The 21,352-nt window shown below is 72.5% G+C and carries 16 protein-coding genes; 4 read left to right on the forward strand and 12 right to left on the reverse strand.

Features of this window, described 5'->3' with window-relative positions:
• Positions 1 to 154 precede the first annotated feature (154 nt).
• A complete protein-coding gene (locus AC1VWI_RS41115) occupies positions 155 to 1,978 on the forward strand; it encodes a hypothetical protein (RefSeq protein ID WP_499516161.1) in 1,824 nt (607 codons plus the stop codon).
• 72 nt (positions 1,979 to 2,050) lie between these two features.
• Here the strand turns inward: AC1VWI_RS41115 and AC1VWI_RS41120 are convergent, their stop codons facing one another.
• From AC1VWI_RS41120 to AC1VWI_RS41130, 3 genes are read right to left on the reverse strand one after another with little or no spacing between them, the layout of a single operon-like run.
• Entirely contained in the window at positions 2,051 to 3,124 is a 1,074-nt protein-coding gene (locus AC1VWI_RS41120; protein ID WP_499516162.1) for an iron-siderophore ABC transporter substrate-binding protein, read from the reverse strand.
• A gap of 57 nt (positions 3,125 to 3,181) precedes the next feature.
• Positions 3,182 to 4,960 carry an ABC transporter ATP-binding protein gene (locus AC1VWI_RS41125; protein WP_499516163.1) on the reverse strand — a complete coding sequence of 593 codons (1,779 nt, stop codon included), beginning with the start codon at positions 4,958 to 4,960 and terminating at the stop codon, positions 3,182 to 3,184.
• On the reverse strand, positions 4,957 to 6,639 hold the full coding sequence (locus AC1VWI_RS41130) for an ABC transporter ATP-binding protein (RefSeq protein ID WP_499516164.1): 1,683 nt from the start codon (positions 6,637 to 6,639) through the stop codon (positions 4,957 to 4,959). Before AC1VWI_RS41130 ends, AC1VWI_RS41125 begins: the two co-directional genes overlap by 4 nt.
• A gap of 218 nt (positions 6,640 to 6,857) precedes the next feature.
• Between AC1VWI_RS41130 and AC1VWI_RS41135 the strand changes: the two genes are divergently transcribed.
• The gene (locus AC1VWI_RS41135; RefSeq protein ID WP_499517035.1) at positions 6,858 to 7,301 is read left to right on the forward strand and encodes a MerR family transcriptional regulator; all 444 of its coding nucleotides are present in this window, start codon (positions 6,858 to 6,860) and stop codon (positions 7,299 to 7,301) included.
• A gap of 13 nt (positions 7,302 to 7,314) precedes the next feature.
• Positions 7,315 to 8,355 carry an SDR family oxidoreductase gene (locus AC1VWI_RS41140; RefSeq protein WP_499516165.1) on the forward strand — a complete coding sequence of 347 codons (1,041 nt, stop codon included), beginning with the start codon at positions 7,315 to 7,317 and terminating at the stop codon, positions 8,353 to 8,355.
• 13 nt (positions 8,356 to 8,368) lie between these two features.
• Here the strand turns inward: AC1VWI_RS41140 and AC1VWI_RS41145 are convergent, their stop codons facing one another.
• The 9 genes from AC1VWI_RS41145 to AC1VWI_RS41185 all read right to left on the reverse strand — a co-directional run bounded on the left by AC1VWI_RS41145 (position 8,369) and on the right by AC1VWI_RS41185 (position 20,420).
• Entirely contained in the window at positions 8,369 to 8,953 is a 585-nt protein-coding gene (locus tag AC1VWI_RS41145) for a hypothetical protein (RefSeq protein ID WP_499516166.1), read from the reverse strand.
• 100 nt (positions 8,954 to 9,053) lie between these two features.
• Positions 9,054 to 9,419, reverse strand: a complete 366-nt coding sequence (locus AC1VWI_RS41150; protein WP_499516167.1) for a YciI family protein — start codon at positions 9,417 to 9,419, stop codon at positions 9,054 to 9,056.
• 51 nt (positions 9,420 to 9,470) lie between these two features.
• Positions 9,471 to 12,473, reverse strand: a complete 3,003-nt coding sequence (locus AC1VWI_RS41155; protein WP_499516168.1) for a glycoside hydrolase family 2 TIM barrel-domain containing protein — start codon at positions 12,471 to 12,473, stop codon at positions 9,471 to 9,473.
• 83 nt (positions 12,474 to 12,556) lie between these two features.
• A complete protein-coding gene (locus tag AC1VWI_RS41160) occupies positions 12,557 to 15,286 on the reverse strand; it encodes a glycoside hydrolase family 38 N-terminal domain-containing protein (protein WP_499516169.1) in 2,730 nt (909 codons plus the stop codon).
• Between the two features lie 76 nt (positions 15,287 to 15,362).
• The gene (locus AC1VWI_RS41165) at positions 15,363 to 16,160 is read right to left on the reverse strand and encodes a carbohydrate ABC transporter permease (RefSeq protein ID WP_499517036.1); all 798 of its coding nucleotides are present in this window, start codon (positions 16,158 to 16,160) and stop codon (positions 15,363 to 15,365) included.
• Positions 16,161 to 16,216: 56 nt separating this feature from the next.
• On the reverse strand, positions 16,217 to 17,167 hold the full coding sequence (locus tag AC1VWI_RS41170) for a carbohydrate ABC transporter permease (protein ID WP_499516170.1): 951 nt from the start codon (positions 17,165 to 17,167) through the stop codon (positions 16,217 to 16,219).
• Positions 17,168 to 17,174: 7 nt separating this feature from the next.
• Positions 17,175 to 18,512 carry an ABC transporter substrate-binding protein gene (locus AC1VWI_RS41175; protein WP_499516171.1) on the reverse strand — a complete coding sequence of 446 codons (1,338 nt, stop codon included), beginning with the start codon at positions 18,510 to 18,512 and terminating at the stop codon, positions 17,175 to 17,177.
• Positions 18,513 to 18,789: 277 nt separating this feature from the next.
• Positions 18,790 to 19,794, reverse strand: a complete 1,005-nt coding sequence (locus tag AC1VWI_RS41180; protein WP_499516172.1) for a LacI family DNA-binding transcriptional regulator — start codon at positions 19,792 to 19,794, stop codon at positions 18,790 to 18,792.
• Between the two features lie 149 nt (positions 19,795 to 19,943).
• A complete protein-coding gene (locus AC1VWI_RS41185) occupies positions 19,944 to 20,420 on the reverse strand; it encodes a MarR family winged helix-turn-helix transcriptional regulator (protein WP_499516173.1) in 477 nt (158 codons plus the stop codon).
• Between the two features lie 132 nt (positions 20,421 to 20,552).
• Between AC1VWI_RS41185 and AC1VWI_RS41190 the strand changes: the two genes are divergently transcribed.
• On the forward strand, positions 20,553 to 21,332 hold the full coding sequence (locus AC1VWI_RS41190) for an RNA polymerase sigma factor (RefSeq protein ID WP_499516174.1): 780 nt from the start codon (positions 20,553 to 20,555) through the stop codon (positions 21,330 to 21,332).
• Positions 21,333 to 21,352: the final 20 nt, after the last annotated feature.

Here is a 21,352-nt window from a genome sequence, read left to right on the forward strand (position 1 = left end):
ACGCCGAGGGGGCCGCCCCGCACCGCGCGGGTCGGCCCCCTGCGTACCCCGGCCGACGGATCCGACCGACCTCGACCGTAATTCCGTCGACGAAGTGTGAGCAGGCCTGGCAGGCTGCGCACATGACCGACCGAATCGAGTCCCACCCCGCCCGGTGAGCGCCCGGGAAGAGCGCGACGCGCTCACGCTGCCGCCCGCCCTGTACGACCGTGCCCTGCACCTGCTGCGCGAATCCCCGGACGGGCTGCCGCCCCGGCGCGGGCACTCCCTCCCGGGGAAAGCCGAGTCAGCCGGTCCCCACCTGCCCCGGGACGAGGTCAGGGCCGCCATCCGCGCGGCCCTCGACCCGCTGCCGGACGACTCACCCACCCTCCACCACCGCTTCGCCCGGCTCGGCGTAGGGGACCGCCACAGGTCCCTGATCCGCTCCGCCGTCGCGGACCTGCAGCTGCCGGAGGAGCAGCGGGACACGGCCCGCGCACTGGCCCGGCGACTGACCAGGACCGGTACCACCGTGCCCGCCGTCACGGCGGGAATCGCCCTCCTCATCCGTCTCGGCGAGCCCGAGGACGTACCGTACCTCGCGGCTCTCGGGGTGTTCCGGCAGCTCACCGGTCTGGCCGTGAACGCCCTCGACCGACTGGACCGCAGGTCCGCGGCCGTCGTCCACCTCGCCACCTTCGCCGACGACGAGCTGCGGCCCCTCGTCAGGGCCCTGCGGACGGGAGACGAGCACGCGGTTTTCGCCGCGACGACCGCCCTTCCCAACCCGCTGCGCGGACTCGGCGCGGCGCACGCACGCCGGGTCGCGGAGGCCGTTCGGTTGCCCGGACTGCTTGACCGGCACCCCCGGGACACGGCTCTGCTGGCACAGGCGGGCAGGCTGCTCGTGGTGATGGGGCGCTCGTACGACGACCCGAGCCACCTCCTCGCCTACCGGGACGCACTTGCCCTGTACGAGAGGGTCGTCACACGTGCGGGACTCCTCGCGCCTACCCTCGACCACCATGCCACCCTGCTCTCGCTCGCCCTCGACATGAGCAGCGGCTCAGCGGTGCTCCTGGACTGGCCGAGGAACCGGCGTGCGGCGCTGCTCGACACACTCGGGCGGCTGCTGGCCGAACCACGATGGGCCCCGCAGACGGCAGTCCCGGCGAGCACCGCGGAGCAGCGGCGGCGAGCGGGCTGGATCCGGCGGACCGGGCGGCGGCCGTTCACCCTCCCGGCCACGGGCGGCCGGCTGCGCATCGAGGTGGTGCCGGGTGACCCCGCGGACCGGGACCGGGCCGAGACCCGCATCCTCGTCGACGGCCGCCCCGTCGTCCCGGCGCTCTTCTCCCACGGTCCCGCGAACAGCCCCGAACTCCTGCTGGAGGAGGGGCGACTGCGCGCAGGTCCGGAGCCTCGCGAAGTGCAACTCGCGGAGGCCCGCTGCACCGAAGGCTGCTGCGGGGCGCTCCACGTCACGATCCGGCGCGACGGGGGGCAGGTTGTGTGGTCGAACTGGCGCCGGGCGCTGCCCGGTTCGGAGGAGCCCACGCCCGAGCCACCGCCGTACCGCTTCGACGCCGCGGCCTACGACGCGGAGGTCGCCCGCGCGGAGACCGACCGCGGGTGGTCCTGGCGCGCCCGTACCGTGGCCCGCCTCATCAAGGCGGGTCTGGTGGCGGAGCCCGATCTGCTGGGCAGATGGGATGCCAGCCGTGGCTGGATCAGCAGCAGCTTCGACGACCGGACGGACACCACCGTGGTGACCTTCTGGTACGTGCCCGGACTCGCCTCGGGGAACCCCGACCGGCCCGACAGCCCGCTCCAGTTCCGGTGGGACATCGCGGACGACGGCACACCGCCCGAGGCACAGGCCGCGGCCGCTTTGCGGCGCCTGTCGGGGGAGGACCCGAAGACCTACGCACGGCTGTGCGGCGGAACCCGGGAGCGCGCTCGGGAACTCGGGTACCCGTGGCCCGACACCTGGTGACCGGCACCGGGCCGACAGGAAGCTGCCCGGTGGTGTGTGCAGGCGTGCACACACCACCGGGCAGGCGGACGCTCAGGACGCGGGCTGCTCCACCTTCGTGGCCGGGTCGCCGTCCACCGCGGCGGCGAGCTGCGGGACGAGGCGGTCGAGGACGTAGGGGATGCTCAGCACGGTCGACAGGGACACCGCGTTGCCGTAGTCGCCGGACTCCTTGACGAAGACCTCGCGGCCCTCCTTCACGACCTTCAGGTCGGCGTACAGCTTGTCCTCGTGCAGCTTCGCGACGGCCGTGGTGGTGTCCGGCACGATCCACACCGCGACGCTCTGGTCGAGCAGATCGGTGCGCTCCTTGCTGATGTTGGCGCCGAACGTGTCGCCGATCACCTTGTCCAGGTCGGCCGGGAGCTTCAGCCCGAGGTCGGCCAGCAGCCGCGAGCGGGCGTCCTGGCTGCCGTAGACGAAGGTGCCCTCGTACGGGGTGGCCATCACCGTGGTGGCGTCGGCGAACTCGGGGTGCGCCTTCTTGGCCTCGGCGAACTTCGCCTCGACGCCCTCGACGAGCTTCGTGGCCTCCTCGGGCTTGCCGAGCGCCTTGCCGATGGTCTCGGTCTGCTGCTGCCACGGGATGCCGTAGTCGTTGAACTCCTTGGGCTGGGCCACGACCGGCGCGAACTTCGACAGCGTGTCGTACTGCGCCTTGGTCAGGCCCGAGTACAGGGCGAGGATCAGATCGGGCCTAAGGGCGGCGATCTTCTCGACCTGCGGCCCGGTGCCGGTGTCCTTCAGGACGGTGGGCGCCGCGGCGGAGCCCAGCTTGTCCTGCGCCCAGGGGCCGACGGCGCCCTTGTAGCCGCCGATCCACTCGGTGGTGCCGACCGGGACGGTGCCGAGCGCGAGGACGGCGTCCTGGTCGGTGAGGCCCACGGTGACCACGCGCTTGGGCTCGGACTTGATCGTGGTGCTGCCGTACTTGTGGGCGATCGTGACGGGGAAGGCGTTGCCCGCCGACGCCTTGGTGGAGCCGGAGCCCGGCTTCGACGCGTCGGAGGGCGAGTCGGAGGAGCCGCAGGCGGCTGCCGCACCGACGAGCATCAGTACGGAGGCGAGCAGTCCGGCGAACCGGGTGGCTCTGTTGGCGCGGGGCATCGGGTGATCCTTCTGTTCGTTTCGGTTCTGGACGGGTTGGTTCAGAGGCGGCGGCCGCTACGGCCGGGGGGTGCTGCGGTGCTCCGCCCAGGCCTGCCACAGGGCGGCGTACGGCCCCCCGGCGGCGCGCAGTTCGTCATGGGTACCGCTCTCGGCGATGCGGCCCTCCTCCATCACCACCACCCGGTCGGCGGCGGCGGCCTGGCTGAGCCGGTGCGCGACGACCAGGGCCGTACGGCCCTCCAGCGCGCGCTCGGCGGCCTCCTCCAGCCGCCCGGCGCCGGCGCTGCCGGCCTCCGCGGTGGCCTCGTCGAGGACGGCGACCGGTGGGTCGGCCAGCACCAGCCGGGCGAGGGCGAGTTGCTGCGAGCGGTCAGCGGTCAGCCGGTGGCCGCCCTCGCCGACGACGGTGTCGAGGCCCTCGGGCAGCGCCTGAGCCCAGCCGAGCGCGCCGACCCGCTCCAGGGCTTCGCGCAGTTCCTCGTCGGTGGCGTCCGGTCGGGCCAGGCGCAGGTCGTCGGCGAGCGGGCCGGAGAAGACGTGCACCTCCTGCGTGACCAGCGCGACCGTGCGCCCGGTCTCCGCGGGTTCGCCGCCGCCGACGTCGACCCGGCCGGACGACGGCCGGTGGATGCCGACGACGATCTTGGCGAGCGTGGTCTTGCCGGCGCCGCTGGCACCGACGAGGGCGACCCTCTCCTTGGGCCGCAGCACCAGGTCCACGTCGGTGAGCACCGGCCGTCCCGGCACGTAGGCGTGGCCGACGCCCTCCACGGTCACGGCGGGAACACCGGGGACGTTCTGCCGCTGGGCGTCATCCGCGACGAGGGGCACCGGCTCGTCGACGACGCCGACCAGCCGGGCCAGGGCGGCGGTCGCGGACTGGGCGTCGTCCAGCAGCACCAGCGCGGTGTTCACCGGGCCGAACAGGCTGTGGAAGTACAGGGCCGCCGCCGTCGCCGTGCCGATCGACGCGGAGCCGCCGCGCACCAGCAGGAAACCGGTGACCAGCACGGCGGCCAGCCCGGTGTACTCGGCCACGTGCAGCCGGCTGTAGAAGCGCAGCACCAGCTGCACCCCGCGCAGCGTCAGGTCGACCGCCGCGCGGGAGCGTTCGGTGACCCGCTCGGTGTGCCCGGCCTCGGCCCGGTAGGCCCGTACGGTCGCCGCGCCGCCGATGGTGTCGAGCAACTGCTGCTGCTGGGCGCCGGTGGCGATGCGCTCCTTGGCGTACAGCGGTGTGGCGTTGCGGACGTACCAGCGCGCGGTGTGCGCCTGCACGGGCACCGCGAGCAGCGCCGCCAGCAGGAACCGCCAGTCCAGGACCGCGAGGGCGGCCAGCGTCAGCACGATCGACAGCCCCGAGCGCACCAGTTCCGGCAGCGCGGTGCGTACCGCGTCCGCCACCCGTGACACGTCCCGCGTCACCCGGGAGTTGAGGTCGCCGGAACCGGCCCGCTCCAGGCGCTCCAGCGGCAAAGACAGTGCCCGCTCGACGAAGCGCTCGCGCAGCTCGGCCAGCACGGTCTCGCCGAGCCGTGACACCAGCGACATGCCGAAGGCGGTGGCCACGCCCTGCGCCACGGCGACCAGCACCAGCAGCACCACGGGCAGCGTCAGCGCCCCCGCCGGGCGCCGGTCGGTCACCAGGTCGACGATGTGCCCCAGCAGCGGCTGGGTCAGCAGCCCCACCGTCGTGGCCGCCACCATCACCACGGCCCCGCCCACCGCCAGCGCCTGGTGCGGACGCAGCAGTTCCCGTACCGCGGCACGCGTCCGCGCGGGCGTCGCCGTGGGCAGCAGCTCCCGCGCCGCGGATCCCGATGCCGTCGTCATGCCAGTACCGCCGTCCGGTAGGTCGCGTCGCCGTGCACGAGGTCGCCGTGCGCGCCGTCGGCCGCCACCCGGCCGCCGTCGAGGAGGACGACGCGGTCGGCGACGGACAGCAGGGCCGGGCTGTTGGTCACCAGCAGCGTGGTGCGGCCGCGGCGGTGCTCGCGCAGGCCGCCGGCGATGCGGGCCTCGGTGACCGCGTCGACCGCCGTGGTGGGGTCGTGCACGACGAGCACCGGGCGGTCGGCGACGAGGGCGCGGGCGAGCGCGACGCGCTGGCGCTGGCCGCCGGAGAGCGAGCGGCCGCCCTCGGTGACCTCGGTGGCGGTGCCCCGCGGCAGGGCCCGGGCCACCTCGTCCGCGCAGGCGGCGGCCAGCGCGAGGTCGTCGTCCCCGGTGCCGCCCAGGTTGTCGGCGAGGGTGCCCTCGAACAGGTCGGCGTCGTGCGCCGCGACGAGGACCACGGTGCGCAGCCGCGCGGGGTCGAGCTCCGGCAGGGGTACGTCGTCCAGTTCGACGACGCCGGCCTCCGGGTCCGTGGTGCGGCCGAGGCAGGCGAGCAGTGCCTGCGCGGCGGCCGGGTCGGTGCTGGCGACGCCGAGCAGTTCTCCGGGCCGGACGTCGAGGTCGGCCTCGCGCAGGGCGCCGAGGGTGACGCCGCGCAGCCGCAGCCCGCCGCGTACCGGTTCCGGCAGGGCGCGGTCGCCCGGCTGCACGTCGGGCTCCGCGGCGAGCACGGCCGCGATGCGTCCCGCGGAGGCCCGCCCCTGGGCGAACTCGGTGTTGACCCAGGCGAAGACCTCCAGCGGCCCCAGGAGGAACAGCGCCAGGCCGACCGCCGAGACGAGCTGACCCAGCGTGATGTCGCCCGCCGTGGCGAGCCGTCCGCCGATCAGCGCGACCACCGCGATGAAGACCCCGGTCAGGGTGAGCACCACCCCGCTCTGCCAGGCCTCCGCGCGCGCCGCCCGCACCGTGGCGCCCAGCGAGGCGCGGCTGGTGCGCCGGTACCGTTCGACGGCGGCGCTCTGCGCCCCGATCCCCTTGAGCACCCGCAGTCCCGCCACCAGGTCGGCGGCGATCCCGGAGGCGTACGCGGCGCGCTCCTGCTCGGCCTCGCTGCGCCGCTCCAGGGGCTTGCTGAGCAGGTGCCCGAGCCAGAGCAGCACCGGTGTGCCGAGGAGGACGACCAGGCCCAGCAGGACGGAGATCCGCAGCAGCGCCACGGCGCTGACCAGGAGTCCGGTGAGGGCCGAGATCCCGGTCATGACCGCCATGTTGACGGCGCCGACCCGCTTGGCGTCCTCGGTGGCGATGTTGGCCAGCTCACCGGGCAGATGGCCGCGTTCGGCGCCGCCGCGGGGGTCGAGGACCCGGCGTACGAGGGCGATCCGCAGTTCGTGCGCGGCCTGTTCGGCGGCGCGTTCGCCGGCGCGGGCGCCGAAGCGGAAGCTGAAGGAGAGCCCGACGTACACGACGGCCAGCACCGCGAGCCAGCCGGAGAGTGCACGTCCGTCGCCGTCGGACACGGCCTGGTCGATGACGATGCCGATGAGGACGGGGACGAGCGCCTCCCCGAACTGATGGCCGGCGCCGAGCACGGCGCCCACGGCGACGTCCTTCCGCCGGTCCTTGACCGTCCGCAACAGGACATCCCGCCCCGACGGCACCTTCGTTCCCACCCCGCGACCCCTCCGGAACCCAGCCGACGGCGACCAGCACGCCCTGTCTGAAGCTTAGGTAAGGCTACACTAAGTCCCCCTCGGGGGTGAGGTCCCCCGGAGACGTCCCGGACCCCGCGGCAGGCGACGCGCCGGGGCCCGGCGAAGTGACCTCGGCCACGTGCGCACCCCACGCTTGACCTCAAGCGCTTGAGGTTCCGAAGACTGAGGACGTGGCAATGACAGACGCCCCGCCGGTGTCGATCCAGGAGGTGTCGCGACGCAGCGGCCTCTCCGAGCCGACACTGCGCTACTACGAGAAGATCGGCCTGATCGGCCCGGTCCCCCGTGACGAGAGCAGCGGCCACCGCCGCTACGGCGCTTCCACGGTGGAGAGGATCGAGGCCCTGAGCTGCCTCAAGGCGACCGGGATGAGCGTGCGCGACATGCACGCCTACCTCCGTCACCTCGACGGGGAGGCGGACCCCGACCGGGCCGTGCAACTGCGCGAGCTGTTCCGGCGCAACGCCGACCGGGTGGCCGAGGAGCTCGAGCGGATGCGGGTCCGCCTGCGGTACCTGCAGCTCAAGACAGACCTGTGGGACGCGCGGGAGCGGGGCGACGACGACGCGGAGCAGCGTGCCGTGGACGAACTCACGCGCACGGTGCCCGATCTGAGATAGGGAAGAGAACACCATGTACGACCTGAACCCCGGCTCCGGACCCGTCCTCGTGACGGGCGGCAGCGGCTACCTCGGCTCGCACGTCCTCGACGCGCTGCTGCGCGCCGGCCACCGGGTACGCACCACCGTCCGGTCGCCGGACCGCGTGGAAGGCGTCCGCGCGACGGCGGCCCGGGTGGGCGCCGACCCCGGACGGCTGGAGATCGTCGTTGCCGACCTGGGCGCGGACGTGGGCTGGGCGGAGGCGGTGAAGGGCTGCGAGCACGTCCTGCACGTGGCGTCGCCCTTCCCGGCCCGGCAGCCCCGCCACGAGGACGAGGTCATCGTCCCGGCCCGGGACGGAGCACTGCGCGTGCTGCGGGCGGCGCGTGACCACGGCGTCCGGCGCGTGGTGATGACCTCGTCCTTCGCCGCCGTCGGCTACAGCCGTACGGGTGGCGGCGCCTACGACGAGAGCGACTGGACCGACCCAGGGGACGACCTGACCCCCTACGTCAAGTCCAAGGCGGTCGCCGAGCGCGCCGCATGGGACTTCACGGCCGCCGAGGGAGGCGGGCTCGAACTGGCCGTGATCAATCCGCCCGGGATCTTCGGCCCCGTGCTGGACCGGCACCTGTCCGCCTCGGTGGGGCTCGTCAAGGCGATGCTGGAGGGGGCCCTGCCGGTGGTCCCGCCGCAGTACTTCGACGTGGCCGACGTGCGTGACGTGGCCGAGGCCCACCTGCGGGCGATGACGGAACCGGCCGCCGCGGGCGAGCGCTTCCTCATCGGCACCGGAACGGCGACGAGCCTCTTCGCGATGGCCCGCATCCTGGCGGAGGGGCTGGGCGAGCGCGCCGCGAAGGTGCCGTCCCGGGAACTCACCCCCGAGGAGGTGCGGGAGGGCGCGCGCACCGACCCGGCGCTGCGGGAGGCGGCGGGTCGGCTGGGCAAGGTGCCGGTGCTCCGCACCGACAAGGCGCGCGCGGTGCTGGGCTGGGAGCCCCGCTCCGTGGGGACGACCGTCCTCGACACCGCCGAGAGCCTGTTGCGGCTGGGGCTGGTCGACGTCTGACGCCCCGTGCGGGTCACGTCGGCCAGTGGTACCCGAGGGTGAAGTCGACCACCACGGCGAAGGTCAGGTACAGCAGCCAGGCGGCGGTCAGCAGGCGGAACAGCCCCATCACGCGCTCCGCGACGGGCACGCCGACCGACATGACGAACTTGCTGAGGTAGACGGCGAAGAGCCCGACGAAGACCAGCCCGACGGGCCAGTCGTGGACCGCGAAGAACACCGTCGCGCCGAGGGCCGAAAGGACCATGTAGGCCACGCCGACCCCGGCGTTGACGCGTGCGTCGTTGCCGCGGTAGCGGTCCCAGCCGAGCGCGAACCAGTGGATGCCGTACGCGGTGAAGGCCAGCGCGGCCATGTAGAGCGGCGGCTCCTTGAACACCTCGAACCAGGTGAGGCCCACGAAGAGGATGACGCCGGCCAGGAGCTGGCAGAAGCCCGGCAGCCAGATGCCCCAGACGCCCATCGCCCGGTCGACCCGCTCGTCCCTCTTGGGCCAGCCGAACAGCTCCTGGGAGCCCCAGATCAGATAGCCGGTCGCCAGGCCGAAGAAGCCGAGGGCGAGCGGTGGGTACACCGACGGTTCAAAAATGACATCCATTAGTCCATTATTCACCCAAATGGGTCATAATGCCCATTCGGCCCACGGGGCGCGGTTCCCGCACTTCGGCGCACGGTGATGACGGAGGGTGTCGAATTCGTCACCTTCCGTCCATGCCGAACGAGTCGTGGACGGGGCGGACCTCGACCGCCACGACGTGGAAGTCGACGACGCGTCCGGCGATCTCCCGCGCACGTTCCGGGCTCGCGCAGTCGACCACGTAGTAGGCAGTCACCTGCTCCCTCGCCTCCGTGAGCGGTCCGTCCGCCGTCGTCGCGCCGTCCGCGCGCAGCCGGATCGTCGTGGTGTCCCTGGGGTAGGCGAGTCCGGCCCCGTTCAGCAGCTCGCCGGTGCCCGCGAGATCCTTGTGCAGCTCGTCGTGCCGGCGGAACACCTCGGCGCGTTCCTCGGCGGTCATCGCCTCGGTCGCCGCGGGGTCGGCGTACATCAGCACCAGGTACTTCATGCCACCACCCTGGCAGAAGGCCGCTCGTCGCGGCCTTCTGCCGGCGGAACTTCAGCCCGCCGCGATGCGGAGCCTGATCGTCCGTGACTGCGGGCGCAGCGCGAACTCGGGCCACACGTCCGGCCCGCACGCCCGGGAGCCGAGGCCGTGCTGGGCCGCGTCGACGAACAGGTGGCTGGTCGCCGACTCAGGGAGCTCGAACGGGTGCGCCGCCCGGGCGATCTGCTGCGGGGTGTGGCGGCTGAGCGTGAAGCCCGGGAGGCGCCCCTGTCCGTCCGGGACGGTCACGAAGCGCAGCACTCCGGCGCCGCCACTGGTCAGTTCCAGCCGTCGCAGGCGGGAGCGGTGCCCGGTCTCCTGGGGGCGCGCGTAGGCGACGGAGAGCTCGTCGACGCCGGCGGAGAAGCGGCCGGTGCGCGCCGCGCGGAGGCTGTCGGGATAGGACTCGCGCGGGCCCGTGCCGAACCACTCGGCGCCGTCGACGGGGGCGCCGCCGTCGGGCAGGTCGAAACGGACGCCGATGCGCGGCCACACCGTCGCCCAGCCGCCCGACGGCTCGATCTCCACCCGCAGTTCGAGCTCGTCCCCCTGGAGGGACCAGACGGTCTCCACCGTCACCGACGACGCGGTGTTCGCCGCGGACACCTTGGCGACGGTCCGCAGCGCGTCCGTGGCGGTCTCCACCGACAGCACCCGCGTGGTCAGCCGGTCCAGGCCGTCGCCACGCCAGAGTTCGGCGTTGGAGACCCCGGGGACGTGGGCGTCGCTCTCCTCGGCCACCCCCGAGGTGCCCTCGTCGTTGTCGGTCGGGGCGCGGAACAGCTCCAGCCGCGGGCCCGCCACGGCGCGGCCGGCGAGCCGTACCAGGTCCCCGCCGGCGAACTCGGCGATGCCGAGCGTCAGCGTCCCCTCGCTCCGCCGCCAGTCGGCCGGAAGCCGGACGGCGGGCACGGCACGTCGCGCCGAACGGTCCAGCTGGGCGGTCGCGACCACATGGCCCTCGGTCGCCCACGCGGTGCCGGCCGCCAGGACCGCGTCCAGGGTGAGCCAGGTCTCCGCGTCCCGCGACACCGCGATCCGCGGCAGCGGCACGCGCGCCGACCCGCCCGCCACGACGACGGGCACGTCCAGGTCCCCGGCGTCCACGGGCGTCCCGTCGTGCTCGACGCGCCAGCGGAAGCGCAGGTCGGCGGTGTCGGCCGAGTGCCGCAGATTGGTGATCGTCACCACGCCGTCGTCGCCGCCGTCGCCGTCGGCGCCCGCGTCGAAGGTGAAGCGGACCGGCTGCACGACCGCCTTGAACTCGTGGAGGCCTGGGGTCGGGACGTCGTCGCTGAGCACCATCCCGTCCATCACGAAGTTGCCGTCGTGCACGACCTCCCCGAAGTCGCCGCCGTAGGCGTAGTAGGGCGTGCCGTCCGGGGCCGTCGTCAGGATGCCGTGGTCGCGCCATTCCCACACGAAGCCGCCGTGCAGGCGCGGATGCCGGTGCACCAGCGCCTCGTACTGGTCGAGGGCGCCCGGCCCGTTGCCCATCGCGTGGGCGTACTCGCACAGCAGGAACGGCTTGGTGCGCTGCCGTGCGCCCTGCGAGGGGGTGCAGTCCTGCAGCGGGGTGCGCGAGCCGTCGGTCCCGATCTGCTCGGTCTCCGGCACCGAGGCGTACATGCGCGAGTAGACGTCCGTGTACGCGCCGGTGTGGTCGCCCTCGTAGTGCACGGGGCGCCCCGCGTCGCGGGCGTGCACCCAGGCCGACATCGCGGCGAGGTTGGCGCCGGTGCCCGCCTCGTTGCCGAGCGACCAGAGCACGATGCTGGGGTGGTTCTTGTCCCGTTCGACGGTGCGCCGGATCCGGTCCAGGTACGCCTCCCGCCACGCCGGGTCGTCGCTGGGGTTGCCGGCCCAGCCGACCTTGTCGAAGCCGTGCGTCTCCAGGTCGCACTCGAGGACGACCCAGAACCCGAGTTCGTCGGCGAGGTCGAGCAGCCGCGGATGCGGCGGGTAGTGGCTGGTGCGGATCGCGTTGACGTTGAACCGCTTCATCAGGGCCAGGTCCTCGCGCGCGTGCTCCTCGTCGAAGACACGGCCGCGCTCGGGGTGGGTCTCGTGGCGGTTCATCCCGTGGAAGACGACGCGGCGGCCGTTGACCAGGAACCGGTCGCCGCGGATCTCGACCGTGCGGAAGCCCGTCCGCACCGTGACGGTCTCCGCCGCCGAGGCCACCGTGACCTCGTACCGCCGCGGCACCTCGGCCGACCAGGGTTCCACGCCGTCGACCTCGAACGCGGTCACCTCGGCCGCGGAGCCCCAGACCCGCTCGACGCCGAGCTCGGGGATGCGGAGGGTGACCGGGAACGCCGCCGCCTCCGCGGTGACCTCCGGGTCGATCCGGCCGCGCCCCCGCTCGAACCCGGTGCGCAGCCAGACGTCCTCGATGCCCCCGACGGGCCGCGCGATCAGGGTGACGTCGCGGAAGATGCCCGGCAGCCACCACTGGTCCTGGTCCTCGAGGTAGCTCGCCGCCGACCACTGGTGCACGCGCACGGCGACGACGTTGTCGCCCGGGCGCACGGACGCGGTCACGTCGAACTCGTGGGCCAGCCGGCTGCCCGAGGCACTGCCGACCTCGTCGCCGTTCACCCACACCTTGAAGAGCGACTCCACGCCGTCGAAGCGCAGCACGACCCGCTCGGCCCGCGACCAGTCGGCGGGCAGGTCGAAGTGGCGGCGGTAGTCGCCGGTCGGGTTCTCGTCCGGCACGTGGGGCGGGTCGATGGGGAAGGGGAACTGGATGTTGGTGTAGATGGGCCGGCCGTAGGTCCCGTCCCCCTGGAGCACCCAGTGGGAGGGCACCGGGATGTCGTCCCAGCCGCCGTCGTCGAAGCCTTCGGCCGCGAAGTCGTCCGCCGCCGTCGCCGTGGGCGACAGACGGAACCGCCAGTGCCCGTTGAGCGAGCGGGAGGGGGCGTCGGAGTGCAGCCACGAGCGCGCCGGACGCAGCGCGCCACGCCCTGGTGTGGTGTCCGAAACATACGCGGAGAGCTCGGAGGGCAAGAGGTCACAACTCTTTCTTGGTAGCGAGAGGGGGATCCGGTGTGCGGTCACGGCCGCGGTCGGGGTCACGGCCGCGACCGCGGCTACCTGAGCACGATCGTCCGGATCTCCCACGGGCCGAGGGCGAGTTCGAGCGCGCCTTCCGCGGGTGCGGTGGCCAGCGGCCGGCCGAGCAGGTCGACCGTGGTCACCCGGCCGAACGCACCGGTGACACGGGCGGTGGAGCCCGTGTCGCTCATCGCCACCAGCCGCACCTCGGTGCCGGCACCGAGCTCGTCGCCGGTGACGCGGCGGACGCTGGAGACGAAGACGTCCGTGCCGTCGACCCGCACGCCGGCCGTGTCGGGGGGCAACTGCCCACCGGCGGGCGCCGTACCGCGGGTGACCAGCACGTCGTTGCGGAACTCCTCGGCCAGGGCGACCGCGTCCGCGGCCTGCCAGCCGGTCGCCGACGGCAGGACGGCGAAACGGTTCTCGATGCGCACCCCGAGGTCCTGCGCCCCCGGCGCGGGGATCTCGCTCGCCGCCGGCTCGTCGCGGAGCGGATGGATGTTGACACTGATCGAGCCGATCGCGCGCAGGAGGGTCACGGCGAGTTCGGCACCCCCGGCGGTCAGTTCGTACTCGGTGGCGTGGTCGAGCAGCACGGTGGCCGCGCCGGCCGACACGAAGGTGCTCGCCGGGAAGGTCGGGATCGGGTACTCGCCCCAGCCGCCCTCGGCGGTCAGCCCGCGCTCGGTGACGGCGAACTGCCCGGCCGACGCCGAGCCCGCCGCCGGCCGGGGGAGCGGGACGTGGAAGCGCAGCCGGTGGTCGGCGGCCTGGTTCAGGAACGACGTGGTGACGCGCACGAAGGGCTCACCCGCGCGCAGCTCCACCACGGTCTCCACCGGCGTCGGCACGGTCCGGTCGCCGCGTACGTCGCGGTCGGGGGAGAGCGCGGCGGGCCACGGGTACACGCGGGTGATGCGCACCCGCGAACGCAGCGGGCCGTCCTCCAGGAGTTCGACGGAGACCTCCGTCGGCTCCGAGACGAGCAGGTCGTGCGCCGGGGGGCCGTAGTTGTAGCTGTCGCCGCGGTCACCGCCGTCGACGAGACGGCCGACCCCGCGCAGCACGGTGCCGTCCGCCCCGGTCACCTCCAGGGTGCCGTCGGCGGCGATCACGACCTCGGCCAGCCCGTTCGACAGCGACCCGGCCGTCGCCGTCGCCGGCGCGAAGGCGGTCCCCGGTGCGGGCGCGTGCCCGGCGGGCGCGACCGTGAAGCTCGCGAGCCCGGAGGCGGGGACGGCGACCGGCACCAGCGCGGTCGCGCGTGCCTCCTCCAGCGTCAGCACCCGCCACTCGCCCGGGTGCGCGGCGGCAGCGGCGGCGACCTCGCGGCGCAGGATCAGCAGGTCGAACGGACCGCTGGAGGGCACCTCGGCGAGGTGGAAGACGAGCGAGCCCGCGGTGAGTTCGTAGTGGTCGATCTGACGGCCGAACAGCTCGCGGCGGTGGATGCGGCGCAGCACCCGTTCGAGCTGCGAGGCGTCCATGCGCTCGTCGCTGAGCACGGTCGGCGCCTGCGCGACCAGCTGTACGGGGTGCTCCGAGCCGTCGGCCGCGGTCGCGACGAGGACGGTCCCCTCGGGCGGGGCCACGACGTCGACCTCGACCAGCGTCGTGCGCGGGACCGCCAGCGGGTTGGCGACCAGGTGGCCGTCGCTCGGCACACGGGCCGCGGGTCCGGCCAGCGCCGCGTCCCGTACGGCGCGCGCGGCGTGCGCGGCCTCGGCGAGCCGCGCCTCGACCTGGTCGGCGGTCTCGTCCGTGCCGGAGCCGACGACCGAGTCGTGGGCGCTCGACTCGATGATCTTGTGCCACGCGAGCGAGAGGAACGGCGTGTCGTCACGTCCGGACCACAGCGCGTTCAGTCGCTCGGCGTGGTCGACGGTGCGCTCGGCGACGGCCATCCGGCGCTTGAGCCCGCGCCGCACCGAGAGCACGCCCGGGAGGATGTTGCCGCGTACGTGGCTGCGCAGTTCACCGGTGACGACGGCCGGTACCTCGTCGCGCACGTGCTTGCGTATGTACTCGTCGAGCGTGGCGATGGTGATGGTGCGCCCCTCGCCCGAGGCCTGCCGCAGCCACTCCGCGAGGCGCGGGTCCGGTGCGTTGTGGTCGGTGCCGGCCATCGCGAGCACCGGGTCGTCGCCCCACCGTCCGGCCGTCATCTCCGCGTACTCGCCGAGTGCGCGCCCGATCTGATCGGGCACCAGCAGGACGTCGAGGCCGTTGTCGTAACCGTCGAAGAGGAACTCGGTGCGCACCTCGGAACCGTCGGGGGCGCGCCAGCGGAAGGCGTGGCCGTCGACGGAGCCGGGCACCCCGCGCCACAGCGCCGCGTGCTCGATCCCGGCGCGCGCCAGGATCTGCGGCATCTGGGCGACGTGGCCGAACATGTCCGGGAGGTAGCCGATGGGCATGGAGCCGCCCAGCTCCGCCGCGGCCGCCCACCCCATCTGCAGGTTGCGGACGATGGTCTCGCCCGAGCAGAGGAACTCGTCGAGCAGGATCAGCCACGGCCCGATGGCGAGCCGGCCCTCGGCGACCAGGGCCGTGACGCGCTCGCGGTTCTCCGGCCGCATCTCCAGGTAGTCCTCGACCGCGGCCATCTGCCCGTCGACGGTGAAGCGGAAGTCCGGGTTCGTCTCGGCCGTCTCCAGCACGGTGTCCAGGGCGGTGACGAGCCGGTGCCGGAACACCTGGAAGGGCTCGTACCATTCCCGGTCCCAGTGGAAGTGGGGCACGAAGACGGCGGATCGGGGCATGGCAACGGGACCTTCTGTGCTGGCGGGGCGGCGGGGGGAGGGAAGGGCGGGGGAGCGCGGGGGTGCCGGCGCGGGGCTAGCGGAGCGAGCCGGCGGCCAGTCCGGTGCGCCAGAACCGCTGGAGGAGGATGAACACGACGATCACGGGCACGATCGAGACCAGCGAACCGGTGATCACCGACTCCTGCAGCAGCGGGGCGCGGGCGGTCTGGCCGTTCCACTGGTACAGGCCGAGCGTGATCGGGAAGAGCGACTCCTTCTGCAGCATCACCATCGGCAGGAAGAAGTTGTTCCAGATCGCGACGAACTGGAACAGGAAGATGGTCACCAGCGAGGGCGTCATCAGCTTGAACGCCACCGAGAAGAACGTCCGGAACTCCCCGGCCCCGTCGAGGCGCGCCGACTCCAGGATCTCCTGGGGGACGGCCGACGCGGCGAAGATCCGGGCCAGGTAGACGCCGAACGGGCTGACGATGCTGGGCAGGAACACCGCGAGGTAGGTGTTGACGAGCCCGGTCGCCGAGAACAGCAGGAACAGCGGCAGCGCGAGCGCGGTGGTCGGTACGAGGATCCCGCCGAGGATGACGGAGAAGAGGAACTCGCGGCCCCGGAAGGGGAACTTGGCGAGCGCGTAGCCGCACAGCGCCGAGATCAGGGTGCCGACCGCCGCGCCCAGCACCGCGTACAGCACGCTGTTCAGCGCCCAGCGCCCGAAGATGCCGTCGCTGCGGGTGAAGAGGGTGTCGAGGTTGGCGAAGAGGTCGAAGTGCGAGAACGCCAGGCCGTTGGTGGAGGCGAGGTCGCCCTGCGGCTTCGTCGCCGCCACGACCAGGAAGTAGACCGGCAGCAGGAAGTAGACCGCCAGCAGGAACATCAGGGCCGTGGCGGCCGTGCGGCTGACGCGGCTCTCGCGGATCGGGGTCTGGTCGCTCACAGTCCGGCCCTCTTCGAGGTCAGTCGCATGAACCCGAAGCTCAAGACGAAGGTGATCACGGCGATGACCACGGAGATCGCCGCCGCCTGCTGGTAGTTGTTCCCGGAGGCCACCGTGTACGCGAGCATGTTCGGGGTGAAGGTGCTCGAGATGTTCGAGGAGATCTGGCGCAGCACCGCCGGCTCGGCGTACAGCTGCAGCGTGCCGATGATGGAGAACACCGTGGTCAGGACGACCGACGGGGCGATGATCGGCACCTTGATCCGCCATGCGATGGCCCAGTTGCTGGCGCCGTCGAGCTTGGCGGCCTCGTAGAGCTCCTGCGGGATCGACTGCAGCGCGGAGAACATGATCAGCATGTTGTAGCCGGTCCACAGCCAGGTCGACACGTTCGCCGTCGACCACAGCACGGCACCCGGACCGAGGAAGTCGGGCTGGAGGCCGACGCCCTTGAGCAGGTCGACGACCGGGCTGATCTGCGGCGAGTAGAGGTACGACCACATGATCGCGGCGATGACGCCGGGCACGGCGTACGGCATGAACGCCGAGATGCGGAAGAAGGCCTTGAGCTTCAGCAGGGGGGTGTCGAGCAGCAGCGCCATGACCAGCGCCACGAAGAGCATCACCGGCACCTGCACGATGCCGAACAGCCCGATGCGGCCGATGCTGCCCCAGAACTCGGTGTTCTGGAAGACCTGCGTGTACTGCTCCAGACCGCCGAAGGTCGTGTACGACGTGCCGTACTGGCCGCCGGTGCGGCGCACGACGAGCAGGCTCTGCCAGAACGCGTAGCCGATCGGCACCAGGTAGAAGAGGACGAACGGCAGGAAGAACGGGGTCACGAACGCGGCGATGGTGCCCGCCCGGGGGCCGCCGCCGTTGTGGCGGCGACGGCGGCCCTCGGTGGTCGCCACCCCGCGCGTCGCGCGGGTTGCGAGGTCGGTCATGCGACGGTCACTTGCCCGCCGTGGCCGGGATCGCCTGGTCCTTCATGGACTTCAGCGCGGCGTCCTGGGCGGCCGTGAGGGCGTCGGCGACGGTGCCGTCACCGGCGGTCGCCTTGGCCATCGCGTCCTGGAGCGCCAGGTTGACCGTCTTCTGGGTCGGGCCCCAGGTGAAGTCGGTGTCGATGTTCTTGGACGACTCGGCGAAGACGTCGAAGATCTTCTCGTTGTCGTAGTAGGCCACGCCCTGGGAGAGCGCGGGGAGCGCCAGACCGGCGGTGGCCGCCGGGTAGAGGCCGCCCAGCTTGTTCTCCAGCGCGAGGGCCTCGGGGTCGGTGTTCAGCCAGGTGTTGAACTTGACCGACTCGTAGGGGTGCTTGCCGCCCTTCATGAAGGCGACGGTGGAACCGCCCCAGTCACCGGACGCGGCGCTCGAACCCCAGGTCGGCATCGGCACGATCGACCACTTGCCGGCCTGCTTGGGCAGGTTGTCGCGGAACATGCTGTAGCCCCAGGCGGCGCCGACGTAGGTGGCGATCTGGTCCTTCTGGTACGCCGTGTACATCTGCGTCGAGCCGTGGGCGAGGTCGGTCCGCACCAGCTTGGCGTCGATCAGCTTCTGCCAGTAGTCGGCGACCTGCTTGCTCTGCTCGGACTCGACGGCGACGTGCCACTTGTCGCCGGAGTAGGAGTACATCTCGGCGCTGTTCTGCCAGAGGAGCCCGTTGAACCACTCGGCGTTGTTCGGGTCGAAGAACGTCATGCTGAGGTTCGGGTCCGCCTTGTGCAGCTTCTGCGCCTCGGTCGCGTACTCGTCCCAGGTCTTGGGGATCTCCAGGCCGTGCTTCTTGAAGATGTCGCTGCGCACGTACAGGGCCATCGGGCCGGTGTCCTGCGGGATGGCGAACACCCCGGTGCCGCCGAAGCTGGCCTGCGACCAGGTCCAGGGCACGAACGCCGACTTGGCGTCGGTGGCCGCCTTGCAGGCGGAGGCGTCCGCGAAGGCGTCCTGGCTGCGCAGGTTGGGCAGTTCGTCGTAGCCGACCTGGGCGAGGTCCGGCGCCTTGCCCGCCTTGAGGGCGTTGCCGATGGTGCCGTACTGGTCGTTGGAGATGTTCTTCGTCTCGACCTGGATGTTCGGGTTCTTCTTGTTCCACAGCGCGACGACTTCGTCCATGCCGGGAACGGTGTTCCAGTACTGGAGGGTGACTTTGCCCTTCGCGGGCGCGCAGGCGTCTGCCGATGCGCTGTCACCCGAAGGGGCCGGCGATGAGCATCCGGCGAGTACGGCGATGCTGGCTGCCGCGGCGACGGCGGCGACGCGGATGCGCGTGACTGTGCTGCTCATGGTTTCCGTTCCGGAGGACGACTGGCGTGGGCGCCAGCCGGGTCGACGTTGACACCTCAGGCGGGCCGTGCTGGAGAGGAGGGACAGGGGGAGCGACGGGTTCCGGTGCACGCACCGAGCACCGTCGCAAGGTTGGGCAAAACCACGTGTTCCGGTCCCGTGAGCGTTCACGTGAGCGTTCACGTGAACGCTCACGGGGCCATTGAGAATTGTTCGGAAGTGTGCGCTCCGGTGCCGTCAAGTGTCAAGAGTTTGCGGCGCGCACGGGTCCGGCAGGTTAAGCGGAGCCGCTCAGCCGCAGCTCGGCGCGGACGACGAGGTCGTCGGCCCCGAGCGGTTCCAGCCCGGTCAGCAGCCGTGCGACCTGGTCGATGGCGAGCGCGCCGAGCCGGCGTGTGTCGAGCGCGACGCTGGACAGCGGGGGCTCCACGAGCGTGCCGAGCTGCAGTCCGTCGAAGCCGACCACGGCGAGGTCCTCGGGGACGGCCCTGCCGAGCCGGCGCGCCTCGCGCAGGGCGCCGATGGCGATGATGTCGTTGAAGGTGAAGACCGCGGTGACGTCGGGATGCGCGGCCAGCAGCTTCCTGAGCGCCGTCCCGCCGCCGTCGGCCGACTGGGCGGCCCCGACCACCCTGCCCGCGTCGATCCCGTGGGCCGCCGCGGCCGTGGCGAACCACTCGCGCCGGACGCTCGGCTCGGCACGGCCGTCGTGGTCGAGCATGCCGATGTGCCGGTGGCCCGCGGCGACCAGGTGGGCGACCGCGGCGTTGACGCCCTCCTCGCCGTCGATGCGGATCGAGCTGAACCGCGCCGTGTGGTGCTCACGGCCGATGAGCACCACGGGCACTCCGCGGGTGAAGCGTTCGAGGTCGTGCTCGGAGCAGCTGAAGTAGCCGACGACCGCGTCCACTTGCGAGGCGATCACCTGCAGGGTGCCGAACTCCTCCTCGGCCCTGTCCCCCGTGTCGTAGACGACGACGTGCCAGCCGCGTGCCCGGGCCGCCTCCAGCGCGGCCGCGGCGACCTCGGTGAAGAACGGGTTGAGCAGGTCGGGGATGACCAGCCCGATCGTGGTGGTGTCCTGCCGGACCAGGCCGCGGGCGAAGCGGCTCGGCCGGTAGCCGAGCTCGCGGGCGGCCTCCAGCACACGCTGCTTGGTGGTGCCGTCGATCTCGTCCTTGTCGTTGAGCGCCCGCGACACGGTCTGCCGCGACACCCCCGCGGACCGGGCGACGTCATGGATCGTGACCCTCCGGGATTCCGTCCCTGACGACGACACCATCGCGTACCTCCCGATCGTCGCGGGTGCCGGCGCGCCCGCAGGGCCTGAGTATGCACGTCCCGGACGGGGCGGCGCGAGATCAGGTCCCCGCGCGGCTGCGGGGGTACGGGCCCCTCGGCGCGGCTCTGACCTCGGGAAAAGAGGCGGGGTCAGGTTGCCGCGGTGCGCAGCGCCGCGCTGAGCGCCCGGAGGTCGAGACCGGCGAGGTGGTCCAGGAAGTGGCGGCGCATGGAGGCCAGGTGGGTCGGCCAGGCCTCCTCCAGGCGGGCCAGCCCGGCGTCGGTGAGGACGGCGTTCGAGCCCCGGGCGTCCCGCTCGCACCTGACCCTCCGGATGAACCCCTGGCCTTCCAGCCGGCGCACCACGCCCGTCATGCCGCTGAGCGACATCTCGCAGGCGGCGGCGAGGTCGCTCATCCGCATCCGCCGCCCGGGCGCCTCCGAGAGGTTCATCATCGCCCGGTACTCGATGAGGGGGAGCTGCTGCTCGCGGGTCATGTCGGCGTCCAGTGCGCGGGGCAGGGCGTAGATGACACGGCTGAGGGACCGCATGAGGGCTTCTTCGTCCGGATTGAGGGGATCCAGCAGATCCGGGTCTGATTCCGGGCGGTGTGCGGCATCGTGCATGCCCCCTACTTTACTTGCTTCGCGAAGGATATATATTTGCTGCGCGAAGCAATTAATGCCGAGCCGTGCGGCGCGGCCACCGCGCCCGCGTGACCGTACCGACCCCGCAAGTCATCCCGGAAAGAGACGCACATGCCTCAGTCGCTGACGAACGCCCAGTCCACCGCAGGAATCCGGTACGCGGTGTCCGGCCCGGGCGGTGGCCGGCACCGGGGCCGGAGCGTCGACGGCGAACCGTACGTGCGGGGGAGCGGTACGGCTCCCGGGAGCGGCCGCCACCGCAGGACCGTCCGCGCCCCGCAGGCCCGGCAGGCCGCCGAGGAGCCGGTGCGGCCGGCCGTCGGCGACGAGGACGGTTCCGCCGGGCGCGAGGCCCGCTTCGAGCGTGACGTGCTGACCCTCCTCGACCCCGTCTACCGGGCCGCGTTGGGCGTCACGGGCGACCCGGCCGAGGCGGAGGGGCTCGTCCTGGAGGTGTTCACCCGGGCGTACGCCGCGTTCCCGCACCTCCTCGACGGCATCGACCACCGGGCCTGGCTCTACGACCTCCTGGCCTCGGCGTTCGTCGGCCCCCACCCGGAGGTGTGCGTGCTGCCCCCGGAGTCCGGGATCCCGCAGGGGGTGCGGGTGTCCGCGCTGGACGAGTTCGTCCTGCTGTCCGAGGCGGACGTCCGGGCCGCCCTCCTCACGCTGCCGAAGGAACAGCGGTTCGCCGTGTACCTCGCGGCCGTTGAAGGCTTCGCCTATCAGGAGATAGCAGACATCATGGATGTTTCCGCAGCAATTGCGGCGTACTGGCTGCACGACGCCCGGCTGCGGCTGTGGGCGGCCGAAGGCCCACGCGTGGCGGCGTCCGAGCAGGAGTACGCCTGCGGCGACCTCGTCGGTGCCGGGCGGAGCGGATCCGCATGACACGTCGTCGCCGGGACGGG

The sequence above is a fragment of the Streptomyces sp. TOM-9 genome (genome assembly GCF_056858595.1).